At 60.5% G+C, this 20,655-nt stretch carries 19 protein-coding genes; 13 read left to right on the plus strand and 6 right to left on the minus strand.

The annotated features are described in order from the left end of the window. Window positions 1-78: 78 nt before the first annotated feature. The 10 genes from ACQZ60_RS03370 (at window position 79) to ACQZ60_RS03415 (ending at window position 10,293) form a co-directional block, all read left to right on the plus strand. Window positions 79-1,302 (plus strand): CmpA/NrtA family ABC transporter substrate-binding protein, encoded by a 1,224-nt coding sequence (locus ACQZ60_RS03370; RefSeq protein WP_448734753.1) that lies wholly within the window; start codon window positions 79-81, stop codon window positions 1,300-1,302. Between the two features lie 119 nt (window positions 1,303-1,421). Continuing rightward, a complete protein-coding gene (locus ACQZ60_RS03375) occupies window positions 1,422-2,555 on the plus strand; it encodes an Mrp/NBP35 family ATP-binding protein (RefSeq protein WP_020809267.1) in 1,134 nt (377 codons plus the stop codon). A 340-nt stretch (window positions 2,556-2,895) separates the two neighbouring features. After that, entirely contained in the window at window positions 2,896-3,873 is a 978-nt protein-coding gene (locus ACQZ60_RS03380) for a magnesium transporter CorA family protein (RefSeq protein WP_003521041.1), read from the plus strand. Between the two features lie 15 nt (window positions 3,874-3,888). Further along, on the plus strand, window positions 3,889-5,808 hold the full coding sequence (locus tag ACQZ60_RS03385) for a potassium transporter Kup (RefSeq protein ID WP_020809266.1): 1,920 nt from the start codon (window positions 3,889-3,891) through the stop codon (window positions 5,806-5,808). 367 nt (window positions 5,809-6,175) lie between these two features. Then, complete coding sequence (locus ACQZ60_RS03390; protein ID WP_448734754.1) at window positions 6,176-7,339, plus strand: cell wall hydrolase; 1,164 nt, start codon at window positions 6,176-6,178, stop codon at window positions 7,337-7,339. A 270-nt stretch (window positions 7,340-7,609) separates the two neighbouring features. Next, the gene (locus ACQZ60_RS03395; RefSeq protein ID WP_035261818.1) at window positions 7,610-7,975 is read left to right on the plus strand and encodes an AtpZ/AtpI family protein; all 366 of its coding nucleotides are present in this window, start codon (window positions 7,610-7,612) and stop codon (window positions 7,973-7,975) included. A 60-nt stretch (window positions 7,976-8,035) separates the two neighbouring features. Continuing rightward, entirely contained in the window at window positions 8,036-8,785 is a 750-nt protein-coding gene (locus ACQZ60_RS03400; RefSeq protein ID WP_003521045.1) for a F0F1 ATP synthase subunit A, read from the plus strand. A gap of 72 nt (window positions 8,786-8,857) precedes the next feature. Beyond that, window positions 8,858-9,085, plus strand: coding sequence for a F0F1 ATP synthase subunit C (locus ACQZ60_RS03405; RefSeq protein ID WP_003494147.1), 228 nt, complete (start codon window positions 8,858-8,860; stop codon window positions 9,083-9,085). Window positions 9,086-9,164: 79 nt separating this feature from the next. Then, window positions 9,165-9,806 (plus strand): F0F1 ATP synthase subunit B, encoded by a 642-nt coding sequence (locus ACQZ60_RS03410; protein WP_448734755.1) that lies wholly within the window; start codon window positions 9,165-9,167, stop codon window positions 9,804-9,806. Between the two features lies 1 nt (window position 9,807). Next, on the plus strand, window positions 9,808-10,293 hold the full coding sequence (locus ACQZ60_RS03415) for a F0F1 ATP synthase subunit B (RefSeq protein WP_020810758.1): 486 nt from the start codon (window positions 9,808-9,810) through the stop codon (window positions 10,291-10,293). A gap of 330 nt (window positions 10,294-10,623) precedes the next feature. Here ACQZ60_RS03415 and ACQZ60_RS03420 read toward each other — a convergent pair whose 3' ends face one another. The 3 genes from ACQZ60_RS03420 to ACQZ60_RS03430 form a co-directional block, all read right to left on the minus strand. After that, window positions 10,624-11,799: a S41 family peptidase gene (locus tag ACQZ60_RS03420; RefSeq protein WP_020810757.1), complete on the minus strand. Its 1,176-nt coding sequence runs from the start codon at window positions 11,797-11,799 to the stop codon at window positions 10,624-10,626. An 82-nt stretch (window positions 11,800-11,881) separates the two neighbouring features. Beyond that, window positions 11,882-12,535, minus strand: coding sequence for a ribonuclease HII (locus tag ACQZ60_RS03425; RefSeq protein ID WP_031233992.1), 654 nt, complete (start codon window positions 12,533-12,535; stop codon window positions 11,882-11,884). A 336-nt stretch (window positions 12,536-12,871) separates the two neighbouring features. Then, complete coding sequence (locus ACQZ60_RS03430; protein WP_448734756.1) at window positions 12,872-14,029, minus strand: PA0069 family radical SAM protein; 1,158 nt, start codon at window positions 14,027-14,029, stop codon at window positions 12,872-12,874. A 290-nt stretch (window positions 14,030-14,319) separates the two neighbouring features. On the opposite strand from ACQZ60_RS03430, the gene ACQZ60_RS03435 reads away from it, so the two are divergent. Further along, window positions 14,320-14,838: a glycosyltransferase family protein gene (locus ACQZ60_RS03435; protein WP_003521054.1), complete on the plus strand. Its 519-nt coding sequence runs from the start codon at window positions 14,320-14,322 to the stop codon at window positions 14,836-14,838. 13 nt (window positions 14,839-14,851) lie between these two features. On the opposite strand, the gene ACQZ60_RS03440 is transcribed toward ACQZ60_RS03435, so the two are convergent. From ACQZ60_RS03440 to ACQZ60_RS03450, 3 genes are read right to left on the minus strand one after another with little or no spacing between them, the layout of a single operon-like run. Continuing rightward, window positions 14,852-16,285, minus strand: coding sequence for an FAD-binding oxidoreductase (locus ACQZ60_RS03440; RefSeq protein WP_078051184.1), 1,434 nt, complete (start codon window positions 16,283-16,285; stop codon window positions 14,852-14,854). Between the two features lie 50 nt (window positions 16,286-16,335). Beyond that, entirely contained in the window at window positions 16,336-17,313 is a 978-nt protein-coding gene (locus tag ACQZ60_RS03445) for an L-threonylcarbamoyladenylate synthase (RefSeq protein WP_448735309.1), read from the minus strand. 53 nt (window positions 17,314-17,366) lie between these two features. Then, on the minus strand, window positions 17,367-17,975 hold the full coding sequence (locus ACQZ60_RS03450; protein WP_448734757.1) for a DUF6656 family protein: 609 nt from the start codon (window positions 17,973-17,975) through the stop codon (window positions 17,367-17,369). A 332-nt stretch (window positions 17,976-18,307) separates the two neighbouring features. Between ACQZ60_RS03450 and ACQZ60_RS03455 the strand changes: the two genes are divergently transcribed. Together ACQZ60_RS03455 and ACQZ60_RS03460 are read left to right on the plus strand one after the other, a co-directional pair. Further along, a complete protein-coding gene (locus ACQZ60_RS03455) occupies window positions 18,308-19,552 on the plus strand; it encodes an aromatic ring-hydroxylating oxygenase subunit alpha (RefSeq protein WP_031233390.1) in 1,245 nt (414 codons plus the stop codon). Between the two features lie 7 nt (window positions 19,553-19,559). Continuing rightward, window positions 19,560-20,642 (plus strand): FAD-binding oxidoreductase, encoded by a 1,083-nt coding sequence (locus tag ACQZ60_RS03460; protein WP_020808792.1) that lies wholly within the window; start codon window positions 19,560-19,562, stop codon window positions 20,640-20,642. Window positions 20,643-20,655 lie beyond the last annotated feature (13 nt).

A 20,655-nucleotide genomic window follows, 5' to 3' on the forward strand; every position in this document is an offset into this window, starting at 1 on the left:
CGAAATCTTAATTTTATCATTGTGATAAACCGCTTCCTGGGCGATCCTCTTTTCGAATCACCGGAAAGGAGAAATCGTTTGCCGGAACGGCATAAGGTAAAAGCAGGATTTTCTCCGACTATCGATTGCGCCGTGCTGATAGCCGCTGCCGAAAAAGGCTTTGCTGCCGATGAAGGCATAGAACTCGAACTTTTCCGAAAACAGTCCGCCCGCGCCGTGCTTGCGACGCTTGGCGAGGATGGCGTTCACGTCGCGCATCTGCCCGCCCCGGTTCCCGTCGGCTCCGCTGTCGGCCTCGACGATCTGCCGGCCGATATTGTCGGCGTTTTCACGCTTTCCCTCGGTGGATCGGCGACGACCGTTTCCCACGGATTTTATGACGAACTCTACCGCGAAGGGCTGAAGCTGCCGGATCCGGCGGCTTTTGGACGCGCCATGGCCCGTGTCTGCGCCGCGCGCCGGGCGGCGGGCGGAAATCCGCCGGTCTTTGCGGTCGAAGATATCGTCTCCACGCCGTTTTATGCGCTGCGTTACCTGCTCGGAAGCTGCGGCGTGCTGCTCGGCCGGGATATGGAAATCGTCGAGGCCCTGCCGAAGGCGATGCCGGCGCTCCTGGAAAGCGGCAAGGTCGATGCGCTCTGTACCGCCGAACCGGCGGGCAGCGCCGTGGTGCTCGGCGGCGCCGGCCGGATCGTCACCACCGGGGCGTTGATCTGGCATAATGCGCCGGAAAAGATACTGGCTACGAAGAAGCGCTGGGCGGAGGACAATCCCGCCCTTCTCGAAGGGCTGTTGCGTGCCCTTTACCGTGCCGGCGAATGGTGCGCCAATGCCGCCAATATCGAGGAACTGGCCGGCATCCTCGCCGCCCCTCAATATATGGATGAGAACGGCGAATTCCTGCTGCCGGCGCTGACGGGCTATATTTCCACCTCGCAGCGGGACATGCAGCGTTTTCAGGAGTTTTTCGTGACCAGCGCCAAGGCCGCCAATTTTCCCTGGCAGAGCCAAGCCCTGTGGTTCTTCAGCCAGATGTTGCGCTGGGGCGAGGTTTCCGCCGATTACCGGTTCGATCCCGCCATGGTGGAGGCGGCCCGCAACGCCTACCGGCCGGATATTTTCCGCAAGGCGATGAAGCCGCTTTTCGTGCCGGTGCCGGGCGCTAATCTGAAGCTCGAGGGCACGCTGCGTGAGCCTGTTCATGTCGGCGCATCCCGCACGGGTCTGGTGCTCGGCCCCGACTGTTTTTTCGACGGCCATGTTTTCGATCCGGAAACGCTCGAGATGGACGACGAAATCTGAAACCGCAGCGTTAAATCGTCGCGAATGCCGGACTGTCGCGCTTTGGCATTGGCGAAGCGCTCCGGCTTGTCTATGGATGGCACGCAATACCCGGTCGGATGATGAAGCGGAGCAGGAATATGGCAGAGGTCAGCAGGAGCCAGGTGGAAAAGGCGCTGGAAGCGGTGATCTATCCCGGCAGCGGCAAGAGCATCGTCGCACTCGGCATGGTCTCGGAAATCTTCATCGCCGATGCGAAGGCCTACTTCTCGATCACTGTCCCGGCCGACAAGGCTGCGGAGATGGAGCCGTTGCGGCTTGCCGCCGAACAGGCGGCCAAAAGCGTAGAAGGTATCGTCGGCGCGGTCGTGGCACTGACGGCCGACCGCAAGCCCGGCCAGCAGCAACCCGCACCCGCCGCGCGCCGCGCCGCCGCAACCGGCCGGCCGGCCCAACAGCCCGGCTCGTCGAAGGTGGGCGTTCCGGGTGTGCGGGCAATCATCGCTGTCGCCTCGGGCAAGGGCGGGGTGGGCAAGTCGACCACCGCGGTCAATCTGGCGCTCGGCCTCCAGTCGCTCGGCCTTAAGGTCGGCATGCTCGATGCCGATATTTACGGCCCTTCGCTGCCGCGACTGCTGAAAATTTCCGGCCGCCCGCAGCAGCAGGAAGACCGCATCATCCTTCCCATGGAAAACTACGGGCTGAAGGTCATGTCCATGGGCTTTCTGGTGGATGAGGAAGCCGCGATGATCTGGCGCGGGCCGATGGTGCAGTCCGCCCTGATGCAGATGCTGCGCGAAGTGGCCTGGGGCGAACTGGATGTGCTGGTGCTCGACATGCCGCCCGGCACGGGCGACGCGCAGCTTACCATCGCCCAGCAGGTGCCGCTCGCCGGCGCCGTCATCGTTTCCACGCCGCAGGATCTGGCGCTGATCGACGCACGCAAGGGCATCACCATGTTCCGCAAGGTGGAGGTTCCGCTCCTCGGCGTCATCGAGAATATGAGCTATTTCATCGCGCCCGATACCGGCGCGCGCTACGATATTTTCGGCCATGGCGGCGCGAAGGCGGAGGCTGAAAGGATCGGCGTGCCCTTCCTCGGCGAAGTGCCGCTCACCATCTCCATCCGCGAAATGTCGGACGCCGGAACGCCGGTCGTCGCCGCCGAGCCCGATGGCCCGCAGGCCGCGATCTATCGCGATATTGCCGAAAAAGTCTGGGCGCGCATCGGTGCGGGCGAGAGAAAAGCGGCGCCGAAGATCGTTTTCGAGTAGCGCGGCAATCATGGACGCAAAATCGGGCAGGTGTCTGCCCGCTTTGAATAATCCTTTGAAAACAGAAGATTAATCGCCAGTATCGAGCAGGCTTCCCGGATTTGAACTACAGAGATGCTTCGCCTGCAATGCTGTCGAGAAAAAATATTGCTTGATTGCATCTCGCTTTGGGCGCATACGCCTGCGCCGTTTGGCTCTTGGTCCATCGGGCTGGCGAGATTGTGAAAATCCCGCTCGTTCCGGCGTTCCCTGAAGTGTCGTCCAAGGGTTTGCCGAGCGCAAACAGGATATGTTAAGCAGCATTGCGGCTGAAGCCTGCAATGTGGAGCGGAGAAACGGATTGATAAAAGCCTATCGCGCCAATTGCGAGGCGATCAGCCTGTCGTCAGACGACGGCTCCGGACAGATTCCCGACGACATCGTCTGGATCGATCTCGTCAATCCGGACAGGGCGGAAGAGCAGCATGTGGAAAAGCTGCTGGGGCTCGATCTGCCAACCCGCGAAGATCTGAAGGATATCGAACCCTCCAGCCGGCTTTATATGGAAGACGGCAATGTCTTCATGACCGCCTCCCTGGTGTGGAAGGCGGATTCGGACGATCCCCGTCTCACCGACGTCGCCTTCATCCTTGCCGGCAAGCGTCTGGTGACGATCCGTTACGCCGAGCCGAAATCCTTCCATCTCTTCATTGCCGCCATCACCCGCGTTCCGCACGAGATGCGCAGCGGCGCGGCGCTGCTCCTGAAGCTGCTGGAAACCATCGTCGACCGCACGGCGGAAATTCTCGAAAACTCGGTTACGGGGATCGACAATCTCGCCGCCGACATTCTCGGCAGCCAGGCTCGTTCCAAACGCAAGGCGCCGCGCTATCTCGAAGACCGCCTCGGCAACATCGCCGCCTATCACCGGCTTATATCGAAGGTCCGCGTGAGCCTTGCATCTCTGGCGCGCCTTCAGACCTTTCTGTCCACCAGCGATCAGGTGCGCGAAGACAAGGGCGCGCGGGAGCAGGGCAAGTCGATCGGCCGCGATATTCAATCGCTGAACGAACATGCCTCCTTCGTTTCCGGCAATCTGACCTTCCTGCTGGATGCCTCGCTTGGTATCATCAACATCGAGCAGAACAGCATCATCAAGATTTTCTCCATCGCTTCGGTGGTGTTCCTGCCGCCGACGCTGGTGGCCTCTGTTTATGGAATGAACTTTCAGCTCATGCCGGAGTTGAACTGGACATTCGGTTACCCACTCGCGCTCATCGTCATGCTGATGTCCGCCATCATCCCGTTTCTCTTTTTTCGTTGGAAGGGCTGGCTCTGAGGAGCCAGGATCATCATGTCCCAGATCGCTGACAAGGATGTTGCCGAGAAACCGGATGCGGATGACGAGCACAAGAACAAGGGGCTTTATGCCGCGATCCTTGGTTCCATCGGCGTCGTCTATGGCGATATCGGCACCAGCCCGCTCTACGCCTTCCGCGAGGCCCTGCGGCCCATCGCCTATGACGGCGTGACGCAGGAAGAAGTCATCGGCCTCACATCGCTGATGATCTGGTCTTTGACCATCATCGTCACCTTCAAATACATTACCCTGCTGCTGCGCGCCGACAATGACGGCGAAGGTGGCACGCTGTCGCTGCTGGCGCTGCTGATGAAAACGGCGGGCACCCATCGCGGCGTTCTCATCGTGCTCGGCCTCATCGGCGCGGCGCTGTTTCTGGGCGATGCCATGATTACCCCGGCGCTTTCGGTGCTTTCGGCGGTGGAGGGCCTGAAGCTCGTCACGCCGGAAATGGACGCCTTCATCATCCCGATCTCAGTCGGCATTCTCATCGGCCTTTTTGCCATCCAGTCCCACGGCACGGGCACGGTGGCGAAATTCTTCGGACCGATCACTGCCGTCTGGTTCATCGTCATGGGTCTGGCCGGTCTCCTTCATATCGCCGATGATTTCAGCATCCTCTTCGCCTTCAACCCGTGGCATGCGGTGGAGTTTCTGGCCAGTGAAGGCTTCTACGGCATCGTTGTGCTTGGCGCGGTTTTCCTGACGATCACCGGGGCGGAAGCGCTTTACGCCGATCTCGGCCATTTCGGCCGCCGTCCCATCCAGTGGGCGTGGTTCTGTCTGGTTTTCCCGGCATTGACGCTGAATTATCTCGGGCAGGGCGCGCTGGTGCTGAAAGACCCGGCGGCAATGTCCAATCCCTTCTACCTGATGTTCCCGCAATGGGCGATCCTGCCGGCCGTTATTCTGGCGACCGCCGCCACCATCATCGCCAGCCAGGCGGTCATCACAGGCGCGTTTTCGCTCGTGCGTCAGGCGATCCATCTCGGCTATCTGCCGCGCATGGAAATCCTCTTCACCTCGGAAACCAATACGGGGCAGATTTACCTGCCGGCCGTCAACACCATCCTGCTGTTCGGCGTCGTGGCGCTGGTGCTCACCTTCAAGAGTTCGGATGCGCTGGCCACCGCCTACGGTATTTCCGTCACCGGCGCGATGGTCGTCACCAGCCTGATGTTCTTCGAATTTGTGCGCAAGCGCTGGCAGTGGTCGGTCTGGCTGGCCATTGCCGTTCTGGCCCCGCTTCTGGCGCTGGAGCTGATCTTCCTCGGCGCGAACCTCCTGAAGATTCACGATGGCGGTTATGTGCCGGTGCTGCTGGCAATCGCCTTCACCGTCATCATGACCACCTGGCAGCGCGGTTCGAGAATCCTCTTCGCCAAGACCCGCCGTATCGATGTGCCGCTGAAGGCTTTCATCGCCTCGGTGGAAAAGGAAAGCGCCCATGCGCCGGTGCGTGTGCCCGGCACGGCCATCTTCCTCACCGGCGATCCGGAAGCGGCGCCGGCTGCATTGCTGCACAATCTCAAGCATAACCACGTCCTTCACGACAAGAACGTCATCCTGACGATCCGCACCGAAGACCAGCCCCGCGTTCATCCCGCAGATCGTTATACGCTGACGAAGATGAGCGAGCGCTTTGTCGTGGTCGAACTGCATTTCGGCTTCATGGAAACCCAGAACGTCACCCAGGCGCTGGGCTATCTCCGGCGTACCGGCTACAAGTTCGACATCATGTCGACCTCGTTTTATCTCGGCCGCCGCAAGCTGGTGCCGGATCCGAAATCGGGCATGCCGGGCTGGCAGAACCGCCTGTTCATCGCGCTGGCCGAAACCGCCGCCGATCCGTCCGATTATTTCCGCCTGCCGGCCAACCGCGTGGTGGAACTGGGTTCGCACGTCGTCGTCTGACGAAGTGGGCATGCCCTCAATGTAGCTGGGCGATCTCGTTCTTTCCGTCATACCGGCCTTGAGCCGGTATCCAGCCAGCCCAAGTCCTTGGGCTGAAAGGAGTCTTTACGCCGCGCCGATGCGCGTCGGCTGGATTCCGGCTCGAGGCCGGAATGACGGATGTGGAGATGCCCTGCGGGACAGTTATGATCGGCACATGCGAACTCGACTCCATGCCACGCGCATTAGAAGATGGTTACACATTAACGTGAAGCCGCGTCCGCGCGCGGCGTTAACCAAGCATCAAGGTTAATAAGAGATTCTCGAACACCTGTAGCAAATATGGTTGTCGGTGTTCGGAGTGCTGGTTTTGCGTTCGAAAAGAGTAATGCGTCGTCGGTCCCCCGTGTCCATTCAGGGGTGGGCGTCAAAATGGACCTCGCCCGTCGTCTTCGGCCTTGCCGCCTGGCTTGTTTTTCCCTCCCTCGCTGCGCGCGCGGATCTGGCCTCGCTTCTGGCCGGTCTGGACAATGGCGGCGAGCAATGGCGCATGGTGCTGACGGCCTCTCCGGCGGGCTCGGTGCACAATGCCTCGCTCACCTTCAACGATGCGGCAGGGGAGGCGGCGCTGCAAGGCGGCGGCATGACCCTGCCCAATGGCAGCAAGGTCGCCTTCGTCACCAACAAGAAGGGCGAGGCGACGACGCCCGACAGCGAGCGTGTCAACCGCGCCGCCAAGAAGGGCCGCATCGTCGCCACCGAAATCATGCAGCCGCCCAAGGCCTTCACCGCCGGTTCCGTCCTGCAACGCACCAGTATGCTGGATATCGAGCCGCTGAAGCGCAAGGACCGCACCGCTTTCGTCAAGCCGAAGCGCGGCAAGGATGTGGAACTCGCCTCCTTCTATTTCCGCCGCGAGGAAAAGAAGGCGGACAGAAGCGTCTCGCCGATGCTGGCCGAGCTCATCACCAATCGCACGCCGGATATTCTCGCCACGGCCTATGCGCCGTCCGAACCGGATTTCGCCCGCGAGTCGCCCTTCGACGCCATTCTCAAAAAGCCCGAGGCCGGCCGTTTCGTGCCGCAGATCGCCGAGGACGACCACGCCTGGGCAGCCACCCCGCTGCCCGCCACCGTGTTTTCCGCAGCCGAACAGCAATGCCTCGCCTCCGGCATCTATTTCGAGGCGCGCGGAGAATCGGTGAAGGGGCAGGCGGCGGTGGCGCAGGTCATTCTCAATCGCGTGCGCAATCCCGCCTATCCGAAAACCATCTGCGGCGTCGTCTATCAGAACAAGGACTGGCGTAACCGCTGCCAGTTTTCCTTCGCCTGCGACAATATCAAGGACCGGGTGAATTCCGAACGCCACTGGAAAATGGCGCGCGAAGTGGCCATGGCCACCACCGCCGGCAAAATCTGGATGAAGGAAGTGGGTTCGGCAACCCATTATCACGCCGTTTATGTGCGTCCCGCCTGGGGCCGCACGATGAAGAAGGTCGGCAGAATCGGATTGCACGTCTTTTACCGTACCTATGGTGGCGGCTGGAGCTGATACCACCGCCGATTTGTCGCATTTTGCGTGTCAAAAATGCCGATTCCTTTGCGAAACATCGCGGTCAAACGGCGACTTGAGGTCAAGCTGTTGTTTTTGCATGATTAATTTGTGCTGCAACAACCGTCGCCAGTGCCTTGACTAGAGAAGCCCCTAAAACTATGTTGCGCGCGACTTCAGAGCGGGCTGGAACAGGCTTAATCCGTCACCGTTTACAACTCCAAAGGGTTCTGGCATGGCTGGAACGGAGAAAATGGGTGGGATTTTAAGATGACTGGCAACCGTGACGATAGTCTGGACGAGCGCCGCAAGCGCCTTGCTGACGAGTTGGCGAAGGTGAAGGCGGAGGATGAGGCGGAAGTGAGGGCGGAGACCAACGCTGCGGAAAGCCGGAAGGGCTTTGCGATGGCGGTTAAGCTCTCATCGGAGTTCATTTCGGCCATCGTGGTCGGCGCTATGCTGGGTTATCTTCTGGACTATTTTGCCGGCACGACGCCGTGGGGGATGATCGTTCTTCTTCTTCTCGGTTTCTGCGCAGGCGTATTGAATGTGTTGCGCTCGACCGGCGCGGTGGCCAAGCCGCCGCTGCTGGAGAAGGCGGACAGGCGAGACGAGGGTGGAAAAGGCGGCGTTTAAGCTGTTTTTTCTTGCAGTTGAGATGCCGCGACAGGCGGCGACAGGTAAAGAGGGCAGCCGGTGGCAAACGATCCGACCCATCAGTTCTTGGTGCAGCCGATCATTCCGATCGAAATTGGCGGCGTCGATTTTTCCTTCACCAATGCGTCGCTCTTCATGGTCGCGACCGTGGCTGCGGCTTCCGGTTTCCTTTATTTCGCAACGTCGAACCGCGGTCTGATCCCGACCCGCATGCAGTCCGTCGCTGAAATGTCCTATGAATTCATCGCCTCCATGCTGCGCGAAGGCGCCGGCAAGAAGGGCATGGTGTTCTTCCCATTCGTATTCTCGCTGTTCATGTTCGTGCTGACGGCCAATCTTCTCGGCATGTTCCCGTATTTCTTCACGGTCACCAGCCAGATCATCGTCACCTTCGCGCTCGCCTGCCTCGTCATCGGCACGGTTCTGGTTTACGGTTTCTGGAAGCATGGCCTGCATTTCTTCGGCATCTTCGCCCCCTCGGGCGTGCCCAAGGCGCTTTTGCCGCTTGTGGCGTCGATTGAAATGATCTCGTTCCTGTCGCGCCCGATCAGCCTTTCGGTTCGTCTTTTTGCGAACATGCTGGCCGGCCACATCACGCTCAAGGTTTTCGCAGGCTTCGTCGCCTCCATGAGCGCGCTCGGCGCGCTCGGTGTCGGCGGTGCTGTCCTGCCTCTCATCATGACGGTCGCCATGACCGCTCTCGAATTTCTCGTTGCCTTCCTGCAGGCTTATGTCTTCGCGGTACTGACTTGCATGTACCTGAACGACGCCGTGCATGGTGGTCACTGAGAAGTAAAGTCGCTGGCCCCGGCAACGGGCGTCAAAAACAGCCGCAACAACCAATATCTCAAGGAGTCTCACATGGAAGCGGAAGCAGCAAAGTACATCGGCGCAGGTCTCGCATGCCTCGGCATGGCTGGTACGTCCCTCGCACTCGGCCGTATCTTCGGTGATTACCTGTCCGGCGCACTGCGCAACCCCTCTGCTGCCGACAGCCAGTTCGGCCGTCTGGTATTCGGCTTCGCCGTTACGGAAGCTCTGGGCATCTTCTCGCTGCTCGTTGCTCTCCTTCTCCTGTTCGCTGTTTAATATCGGCATCAGGTCTGGATCACGGCCCGCAACTGGCGTGCCGTGATCCTTCGCATTTGCAGTACCCCTGGAGGTGAGCATGTTCGTGACCGAGGCTTATGCCCAGTCAGCACCGACCGTAGGTGAAACGCATACGGAAACTCCGGCTGTCGGCCAGCCGCAACCGGAAGCCACGCACACGGAAACCGGTGTGGCGCACGGCGCCGAACACGGCGCTTCCGGCGTATTCCCGCCGTTCGACCAGTCTACTTATGCATCGCAGGTTCTCTGGCTGGCGATCACGTTCGGCCTTTTCTACCTGCTCATGCAGAAGGTCATCGTTCCGCGCGTCGGCGGCATTCTCGAAAACCGTCACGGACGCATCGCACAGGATCTCGATGAAGCGGCACGGCTGAAAAGCGAAGCCGACGCTGCCGTCGAAACCTATGAAAAAGAACTCGCGGCAGCCCGCGCCAAGGCGGGCTCCATCGGCGCTGCGGCCCGTGACGCCGCAAAGGCGAAGGCCGATGCCGACCGCGCCGCTATCGAAGCCGGTCTTGCCGAAAAGCTCGCCGCCGCCGAAAAGCGCATTGCGGGCATCAAGGAACAGGCATTCGCCGATGTCGGCGCAATCGCCGAAGAAACCGTGACCGCCATCGTCGACCAGTTGGTCGGCGCCAAGGTCAAGGACACGGACGTCAAGGCAGCGATTGCCGCCGCTTCGAACGTGAAGGGAGCCTGATATGGCATTTGATGCATCATTTTTCGCTCTCGTCGGTCTCGTCCTCTTCTTCGTTCTGGTTGCCTATCTCAAGGTTCCCGGCATGCTCGCCAAGTCTCTGGACGAGCGCGCCCAGAACATTCAGGACGAGCTGGCCGAAGCCAAGCGCCTGCGCGAAGAGGCTCAGCACTTGCTGGCCGAATATCAGCGCAAGCGTAAGGAAGCCGAGGCGGAAGCCGCAGGTATCGTTGCCGCCGCCGAGCGCGAGGCCGCAGCCCTGACGGAAGAAGCCAAGCAGAAGACGGAAGAATTCGTCGCCCGCCGCACGGCCCTTTCGGAACAGAAGATCAAGCAGGCCGAAGACGACGCCATCGGCGCCGTCCGCGCCGCCGCCGTGGATATCGCCATTGCCGCTTCCGAGAAGCTCATTGCCGAAAAGACCACCGCCGCCGCAAAGGCCAAGCTTTTCACCGCCACGATCGGCGAAGTGAAGTCGAAGCTGAACTGAGATTTATCTCGGTATTGTTCAAAGCCCCTCCGGCGAGAGCCGTGAGGGGTTTTTGTTTGAGGTGGTAAGGCTGGTTCCGGATGTGGTGAAGCCTGAACTATGGAAATGCGGCATGCGCTTCAGCAGGCCTCCCTCGGAGGTGGCTGTGATTGGCTTTAGTGTTTTTGTCGCTGAATGTCGGATTGCGTTTCCGCTCTGCGCCAGAAGCGGACGGATGAAGTGTGCGTCGCCTGATTGCCATGGCGCCGAAAGCGAAGGCGGCCATTCCATACCTGGCGGAGCATTTTCCAAGGGTCGACCGTCAGCAGTGTGGGCTAAGCCGCCGTTCGTCTAATCGTTCAGACTCTTTAGAACTTGTTGGTAGAACGCGCCTTGTGCATTCTCAGCGGTAGACCTTACGACCCATTCCCAATCCAAATTCAGTTTTCCTGCCGGGACCATTTGCTGCGCGATTTCAGCCGGTGTGGTTTCGTTGCTGGTTCCGTTCTCCCAGTCGTGAAAGGCCGATGAGTATCGAACGACCGCTCCGCTGATCGGCAAATCGAGCAACCCTCCCTCGGCAAAAAAACTCAACCCGTCGCCCATTTCTTCCCCGATGAGTTTGAGCCTACGTCCCAAACGATGTTTGAGGATGGCTACAAACACTATCGCTGCGGAAAACGTGAATTTGTCGACAAGCACAGCAACCTGCCCGCCTGCGTTTTCAGAGATGGCGTCGATCAAGGGCATCGTTTGAAGGAAGTCGCCACCCGTGTTTCCGCGAACGTCAATCAAGAGTGTTTTGTTCGAGCAGGTGCTTACATGCTCCGCTGCACCAGCGATGGCTTCCGGCAACGCAGTTTCGCCTGGATCGAAGAAACTTGGCAATGATATTGAAAGCCCAAGCCCCTGCCAGTCCTTGATCTCCACAAATCTCTCGGGCTTCCAGGCCGGATCAGCCTTGCCATGCTCGTTTCTCGGGTAGAGCATCGATGCAGGAACCGTATGCCCGTTCTCCACTTTCAAATCGGTTATTCGCCCATTCTCGTCTTTCACGCGATATTCAGTCGTATTCTCTTTTGAAGAAAAACCGAGGTGGGCCAATGCATACGGCCATGCCAGAAGAATCGGCCCGATGACCCGTTTCCTCTGGCGCGTTCCCGCCAGAAATTTCTCTGCGGCGGCTTCAATTTGGCCCAAAGGTGTGCCGTTGACTGCTATCAGCTCTCCTCTTGGCGCAGTTGTTTCCAGTGCCGTGTCAGTTAACTGTACCACCGTCCCGACGCTCACAAACCTCAGCGGGAGTACCGCGATGGAATCGTTCGGGATCAGCCGTGTGTGTCCGTTGTCGGGAAGTGCGAGCAGGCGCATCGCGGAGAACAGAAAGGCCTCTTTGGAGCCCTCCAAAGCGTATCGTCGAGTGTCACAAATGCAGCTGTCTATCGTCGCTTGTTCGATCCGCCGAAAGCTGGGATCGGTTGGCAGGACAGTTTCCAGAATTTTCTCGAGGTCTTGCGTCAGGGACATGATTTACGGTGCGCATAGTTGCTCGTCGATGTCCAGATCGGGTCGATAGCGGAGGTTCTGGTTGGAACTCCATTACTTGTCATCAATCCCGCTTCAGCGGCCTGAAGCTCATCCGGTGCAGCGGGCAGGGCCCGTGGCTTTCAATGGCGCGCAGGTGGGCCGGCGTGCCGTAACCGGCATGGCCTTCAAAACCGTAGGATGTGTGCACCACACCCGCGCGTTCCATCATCCGGTCGCGGGTTACCTTGGCGATGATCGAGGCGGCGGCGATGGAGAGGGAGCGGGAATCGCCCTTGATGACGGCTTTGGCCTCGCAGGCGATGCCGGGCGGGCGGTCGCGGCCGTCGGCCAGCACGAGGGCAGGGGAGATTTCGAGACCGAGCACGGCGCGGCGCATGGCGTCGAGGCTGGCGCGCAGGATATTCATGCTGTCGATCAGGCCGGGGCCGGAAGAGGCGACGGACACGATCGAGGTTTCCATGATCTGTACGAACAGGCTTTCCCGCTTCTGCTTCGTCAGCTTCTTGGAATCGTCCATCCCCTTGGGAATATTGTCCGGATCGAGAATGACCGCTGCCGCAACCACCGGTCCGGCCAGAGGTCCCCGGCCTGCCTCATCCGTGCCGGCCACGGGCCAGAGGCCCTTCTTTTTCGCTTCCAGTTCGAAGGAAAAATCCGGACCGGTATCGGCAAGATCAAAAAGAGCAGGAGAATCGGGTGTGGCCGTGCGTTTCATGCGGCGAAACTGGCACACACACCCGATCTCCTGCAAGCCCCCGGAAGCGGGCGATGACAGGCGCGGTGAGCCGAGGTCAAGGGGCGTGGCTCACCGTGCCCCGAAGGTCATCATGACCTTTGATCCTCCAACGGGGCGGCGGAGGAAAAACGATCGCACGCGAGGCGGCGGTTCCGGGGGCGATGTCCGGCGGGCCAGGGAAAACCCGCCGGGCATTTCGTGGGAGTGTGGCCGGTCCAAAAAAGAGGCCGCCGCTCCCTGTCATATTCTGCCTGATATCGCCGCACGCTCCGTATGGTGCTTCGATCAGGCGGAGTTCTTTTCAGCATCGGTCTTTCAAAGCAGCGACAATTGCACGCCTGCACCGCCCGGCGGCACGAAGAGATCGTCGCGCAGGTGGATGCCGCGACGGATGAGGCCGAGCCTTTTTGTCGCCATCTCGAAACGCCTGCCGATCTGCCAGGCATAGGGGCCGGCGCCCTTCATGCGTTTTCCGAATTCCGCGTCGTAGTCCTTGCCGTCGCGCATGGAGCGCACCAGCGACATGACATGACGATAACGGTCCGGATAGTTGCGCAGCAGCCAGTCGCGGAACAACGGGCTCACCTCCAGCGGCAGACGCAAAAGCACATAAGACGCTTCGGTGGCGCCGGCGGCCTTGCCGGCCTCGAGAATACGCTCGATCTCATGATCGTTGAGCGCCGGAATGACAGGCGCCATCATAACGGCTACGGGAATGCCGGCCTCGGTCAGCGCCTTGACGGCTTCCAGCCGCTTCTCCGGCGTGGCGGCGCGCGGCTCCATGTTGCGTGCGAGCTTCCGGTCCAGCGTGGTGACGGAAATACCGATCTTGGCGAGCCCCTTTTTGGCCATGGGCGCCAGAATATCGATATCCCGCTTGATCAGCGCCGATTTGGTGACGATGGCGACGGGATGATCGGCCTTGGCCAGCACTTCCAGTATCTGCCGCATGATGCGCCATTCGCGCTCGATCGGCTGATAGGGATCGGTATTGGTGCCGATGGCGATCACCCGCGGCTTGTAGCCCGGCTTAGCCAGTTCCCGTTCAAGCAGCTTCGCCGCATCCGGCTTGGCGAAGAGCTTGGCTTCGAAATCCAGCCCGGCGGAAAGCCCCATATAGCTGTGCGTAGGGCGCGCAAAACAATAGATGCAGCCATGTTCGCAGCCGCGATAGGGATTGATGGAGCGGTCGAAGGGGATATCGGGCGATTCATTGCGGGTGATGATGCTGCGCGGCTTTTCCACCTGCACCTCGGTGCGGAATTCCGGCATGTCCTCGAGAGTCTGCCAGCCATCGTCGAAAACCTCGTGCTGAAGGGTCTCGAAGCGTCCATCCGGGTTCAGCCCGGCGCCACGGCCGCGACGGCGGTCGATCTCGATGCGCAGGCCGGATGCATCGGCCAACGCATTGGCAATATCCGGCATATGGCTCGGCTGGAAGGCAGCCTGCCCCGAAAGCGTATGGTTTCTCATCTGGATGCTCCCAGGACGCCGCACGCCTCTCAAGGCACGCTCAACGCCCTAAACCGTTTCCGTCCGGACAGGCTTTCAACCGCCTTCCGAATGATTAAATTCCTACATCAGGAATGAGAACAATACAAGAACAAAATTGCAAATTCGGCTCGTTCTCCAGAGATGGATGCGTGGCCGCGACAGGCACGGCCACGTCCGCAGACTTTGCGGTCGGTGGGCATGGACAGCCTTGGATTTTACAGCGATGAGCATAGTGGCAATTTATTGTGCGATGCGTTAGAGCTATGCAGATGTTGACAGTCATAATGGAATGCCGGGATCACGAGCCGGAACTGGCGCACACATTGTCTGCGCTTGTAACCGGGGCCGTGGAAGGGCTTGTAAGCGATGTTGTGATTCTCGATCACGGTTCGCGCGATGGATCCTCGCGCGTCGCCGATGCCGCCGGTTGCCGTTTTTATGGGCAATGGGACATCGAGGACGTCGTGAAGTCCGCACGCGGCGGCTGGCTGCTTCTGATCGAGCCGGGCGCGCGCCCGCAGGCGGGCTGGATCGACGAGATTCTCGAATATGTGGCGATCTGCGCGCAGCCGGCCCGTTTCTCGCCCTCGCGCTATCACCGGCGGAATGTCTTCAGCCGTATGCTGCGGCGTATTCCGCCATTGGAACACGGGTATCTTCTGCCAAAGAAGCATGCCGTGTCGATTGCGAAATCGGGCATGAGCCTGACGCAATTTGTCGGCGCGCAGAAACCGCGCCGGCTGAATGCGGAAATGGTGCCCGCCTGGGCGCTGCGGGCCTCGGCCTAACCTCGGGGCCGCTTTACCCGGCCAGAACCTTGCCGGGGTTCATGATGCCGGCGGGGTCGAAAGCGTGCTTGATGCGCCGCATCAGTTCCATTTCGATGCCGGGGCGGATGGCGGCCAGTTCGTCGCGCTTTAATTGCCCGATGCCGTGTTCGGCCGAAATGGAACCGCCGAGCGACAGCACGATGCCGTGCACGATCTCGTTCATGTCCCGCCAGCGGCCGATGAATTCGGCCTTGTCAGCACCCACCGGCTGGGAAATATTGTAGTGAATATTGCCGTCGCCCAGATGTCCGAAGGCGCAGACGCGGGCGCCGGGTATGGCGGCAAGAACCGCCTTTTCCGCCGTCGCCATGAATTCCGGTATTTTCGACACCGGAACGGAAACATCGTGCTTGATCGAGCCGCCTTCGGGTTTCTGCGCCTCCGACATGCTTTCGCGCATGTGCCAGAGCGCCTGCCGCTGCGCTTCGGACGCGGCGATCACCGCATCCTGAACCAGCCCGGCCTCAAAACCGCGCTCCAGCAGCGATTGCATCATGCTATCCGCCGTTTCGGCAGAGTCGGAGGTGGAAATATCGATGAGCGCGTACCAGTCATGCGGCTGTTCCAGGGGATCGCGCACGCCGGGAATATGCCGGGCGGTGAATTCGACGCCGATTCGCGGCATGAGTTCGAAACCGGTCAGCGCCGTGCCGCAGAGATTGGAGGCCATCTCGAACAGCTTCAGCGCGTCTTCGGTGGAGCTGAGACCGGCAAAGGCCACCTGATGGCCGAGCGGTTTCGGGAAGAGCTTCAGCACCGCGCCGGTGATGATGCCAAGCGTACCTTCGGAACCGATGAAGAGATCGCGCAGATCGTAACCCGTATTGTCCTTTTTCAGCCGGCGCAGCCCGTTCCAGATTTCGCCGGTCGGCAGCACCACTTCCAGCCCAAGGCAGAGCTGGCGCATATTGCCATAGGCGAGCACCGCCGTGCCGCCGGCATTGGTGGCGAGGTTGCCGCCGATGCGGCAGGAACCCTGCGAGCCGAGCGACAGCGGGAACATCCGCTCCACGGAATCGGCAGCCTTGTGGATGTCATCGAGAATGCAGCCGGCATCGGCGACGATGATGTTGGCAACGGGATCGATATCGCGAACGCGGTTCATGCGCTCCAGCGACAGGATGATGTCCGTTCCTTCGGCGCGCGGTGTCTGGCCGCCCACGAGGCCGGTATTGCCGGTCTGCGGCACGATGGCGGTGCCGGTTTCGCTGGCGAGCTTCAGGATGGCGGCAACCTCTTCGACCGAACCGGGCTTGATGAGCAGCGGCGAGGCGCCGCGATAAAGTCCGCGATTTTCCACCAGACGCGGCGCCATTTCCGCCGGGTCGCGGACCGCGTTCTTTTCGCCGACAATGGCGGCAAAGCGGTCGAGGATGTCGGAGGAGGGGATGGCGGTGGTCGTCATGGGCGGCGTCTCGCTGTCTTTTGAAACATGGGCGAAAGGATTGGGTGCCGTCAGCCTCGCGGCGCGGCGGCGCGGGAAAGGCGGTCGTTGATCGCCTCTCCGAGACCATGGGTGGGAATGGCGGTGATGGCGATCATGTCTGCGCCGCTCGCATCGGCGGCTTTCAGATAATCGAACAGATTGGCGGCGGCCTCGGAAAGATCGCCGGAGGGGCTGAGATCGAGCACGGTGCGCGCCGTCTCTTCGCCGGCGATGGCGATGCCGCCGAAGCGGATCAGCGCTTCGCCCGGCAGAACCGATGTGGCGTGAAGGCGCACGGCCGCACCCGGCGCGTAATGCGAGGCCAGCATTCCCGGCGCCTCAATGGCGGCGGCTGCTTTTTTCGGCCGTTCGAGCCGTTTGCCGGCAATGCGCTCTATGTCCGCGGTGACGATGCCGCCGGGACGAAGCAGCCGCACCCGGCCATCCTCTTCCACCTTGACGATGGTGGATTCGACACCGACGGCGGCCGCACCGCCATCGAGAATGAGATTGATCTTTCTGCCGAGATCCGCCTCCACATGGGAGGCACTTGTCGGGCTGATCTTGCCGGAACTATTGGCGCTGGGGGCGGCGAGCGGCCTGTCGAAGCGGCGGATCAGATCGCCGGCAAAACCCTGCGGCACACGAATGCCGACCGTATCGAGACCGGCTGTCGCCAGCGAATGAATGTCGCTTGCCGGTTTCAGCGGCAGCACCAGCGTCAGCGGGCCGGGCCAGAAGGCTTCTGCCAGCTTCAGCGATATGGGGTCGAAGACGGCGTAACGTTCGGCCATGGCGATATCGGCCATGTGGCAGATCAGGGGGTTGAATTGCGGCCGGCCTTTTGTCTCGTAAATGCGGGTAATCGCCGCCGGATTGGTGGCGTCGGCGGCAAGGCCATAGACCGTTTCTGTCGGCAGGGCGATGGGCTGGCCGGCGGCAAGCTCCGCCACAGATGCCTGCAGGGCCGTTTCCCGCTCTTTGTCTATATCGATATGACGCGCCATGATGCTGCCTTTCAGGGCGGTCAATAGCGTATTTCAGAGGCTTATGGAAAGTTTTATATCGCCTTGATGATCCTGCGCATCTCCTCGGACCGCGCGCCGAGCATGAGCACGTTTTTCAGCGCCACCCGCGGATCGTGGGTCTGGAACAGCAGGCCGCCGCGATGGACGGAGGTATCGACGGCGATCTCCTGATCGGGAAGCGCGTTGATGGCGACGGCGAAATACATCCGCGAATAGCGCGCATCAATATTTTCGAAGAAGTTTTCAGCCCCGCTCAGCTCGGCGAAGAAATTCGCGAAATAGAAGGACCAGAGCACATGGCGCTCGGCATCGAAGCTGGTTTTCGCCGCCGTGACGTGACAATAGCCGAGATGCGGCCGGTCATTGAGCAGATGGTGAAAAACCATCTTCGGAAAACGGATGGACTGGTGAAAGCCGTTCAGACGGCTGTGGGTGGCATCGGCGGCAGCTTCCAGCTTTCGCCCGGTCAGCGCAGCGACGTCGTCATGGCTGTAATAGACGCGTTCTTTCGGCAGCCATCGTTCTTCATAACGGCTGATGCGCCCTGTCCGCAGGAAATCGGAATGCGCGGTCTTCGAGCGTATCGGTGTGAGCGAATGCCTGCTCGCATCGAAATAGCGTATGCGTGTCGCCTTCTCCACCGGGAACACCCTCGTTGCTGTCGATCCGGCAAGATAATTTAGGGCGCGTTAATACTCCGTTGCGCCGCATCCCCTATTTTTTAATGGGTGGGGAGCAGGACGCGCGCCATCATGCGTCATATTGCGACGTCATTTCCGTCATTGAATAGCTGTCGGATTTCCCAGCGGAATGGGCTGAGAGGGCGAATTGCGCATGTCGCAATTTGTCGCCAATGCGGAAGGTAATGTCGCTGTTTGTGCTGCCGCAAATGAGCGCCGGTGTTTAGATGAGTACATGCTTCCGCAACCCCGCAAATGGTGTCGGGCAGGGCGGTTTGATCGAGGATTTGGCCATGGAATTGCGTGATACCGTATTGCGCCAGCTGAAAAACCGCCGCGAAGGCTTCAGCCTGGAACAGCCCTTCTACACGGACCCGGATTATTTCAAGCTGGATATGGAAACCATCTGGTATCGCGACTGGCTGTTTGTCGGCCATGATTGCGAAGTGTCGAAATCCGGCAGCTATTTCACTGTGCAGGTCGGGGCCTATTCCGTGGTCATCGTTCGCGGTCGCGACGGGCAGATCCGCGCCTTCCACAATTCCTGCCGCCATCGCGGCTCGCGCGTCTGCACCACGCAGAAGGGCCAGTCTGCCCGCCTCGTCTGTCCCTATCACCAGTGGACCTACGATCTCGACGGCAAGCTGCTGTTTGCACGTCACATGGGAGAAGAGTTCGACAAGGGCGATTTCGGCCTGAAGCCGGTCGCCTGCGAAACCGTCGCCGGTTACGTCTTCATCTGCCTTGCCGATCAGCCGGCCGATTTCGAGCCCATGCGCAGGGAAGTCGAAAGCTACATGGCGCCGCACCGCATCTGGGAAGCGAAGGTCGCGCATGAGAGCACGATCATCGAAAAGGGCAACTGGAAGCTCGTCTGGGAAAATAACCGCGAGTGCTACCATTGCGCCGCCAACCACCCGGAACTCTGCCGCACCTATCCCGAAAACCCGAGCGTGACGGGAACGGACGGCGGTGCGAGCGATCCCGAGATCGGCGGCCACTGGGCGCGCTGCGAGGCCGCCGGCCTGCCGAGCCGTTTCAAGATCGACCCCAAGGGCCAGTTCCGCGTCGCCCGCATGCCGCTGATCGGCGAGGCGGAAAGCTACACCATGTCCGGTAAGCGCGCCGTGCGCCGGCCGCTGTCTGACGATGTCAGCATCAGCCATATCGGCGCGCTGCTCCTGTTCCATTACCCGACGACCTGGAACCACTTCCTCGGCGACCACACCATTTCCTTCCGGGTGCTGCCGCTCAGCGCCACGGAAACCATGGTCACCACCAAATGGCTGGTGCACAAGGATGCCGTCGAAGGCGTGGACTACGATCTCGAGGACCTCACCCACGTCTGGAACGAGACCAACGATCAGGACCGCCGCATCGTCGAGGAAAATGCCTTCGGCATTCGTTCCCCGGCCTACGAGCCCGGCCCCTATTCCATGGAGGACGAGGGCGGCGTGATGCAGTTCGTCAACTGGTACTCCGATTTCATGGTCGACCGGCTCTCCGGCGATAAGGCCCGGCTTTCGGCTGTAGCGTGATGCGAAGATGAATATGGTTGTGACCTATAAGCATATTGACGAGATGAAGCCATGGAGCGACAAGCTCCAGCTTCTGGAGTGCATCTCGGTGACGCCCGAGACGCCCGATGTGATGACGTTCCTGTTCCGCTCAGAGGATCAGAACTGGTTCCGTTATCTGCCGGGGCAGTTCGTCACCTTGGAATTGCCGGTGGGCAAGGAGCCGCTTTACCGCACCTACACATTGTCCTCCAGCCCGTCGCGGCCCTATGCGCTGTCGGTCACGGTCAAGGCGCAGGCCAACAGCATCGGCACGCGCTGGATGTTCGACAATCTGAAACCCGGCATGAAAATCCGGGCGCTCGGACCGCTCGGCGACTTTTCCTACGTCAAACATCCCGGCGACAAATATCTGTTCATCTCGGCAGGCTCCGGCGTTACGCCGATGATGTCGATGGTGCGCGATATGAGCGACCGCGCCCCGCAGAGCGATATTGCCTTCATCAATTGTTCGCGCACACCCGGCGATATCGTCTTCCGTCACGAGCTGGAATATCTCGCCCGCTTCATGCCGAACCTGTCTCTCGGCTTCATTGTCGAGAAATGCGGCCGCACCGATCTGTGGTCCGGCCTCAAGGGCATGGTGGACAAGGCCAAGATCGCGCTGCTCGCGCATGATTTCATGGAGCGCACCGTCTTCTGCTGCGGGCCGGAGCCGTTCATGGCCGCCGTCCGCTCGATGCTCGATGCCTCCGGCTTCGACATGAGCCGCTATCATCAGGAAAGCTTCGCGCCGGCCGCGCCGGTCACCGTCGGTGAAGCCGTGCTTACCGGTGCGGATGGCGAAGCGCTGTCGATGGTGGGTTTCACCCTTTCCGGCAAAGAAATGCCCTGCCAGCCCGGCCAGACGGTTCTGATGACGGCGCGCGCTGCCGGGGTCCGTATCGGGGCGGCCTGCGAATCGGGGATTTGCGGCACCTGCCGGGTGCTGAAGCTTTCCGGTGAGGTGGAGATGAACCACAATGGCGGCATTCTCGATGAGGAAATCGAGGAAGGCTATATTCTCGCCTGCTGCTCACGCCCGTTGACCGATGTAAAGGTGGAAGCCTGATACGAGCAGGCGT

The sequence above is a fragment of the Agrobacterium sp. 22-223-1 genome, assembly GCF_053522385.1.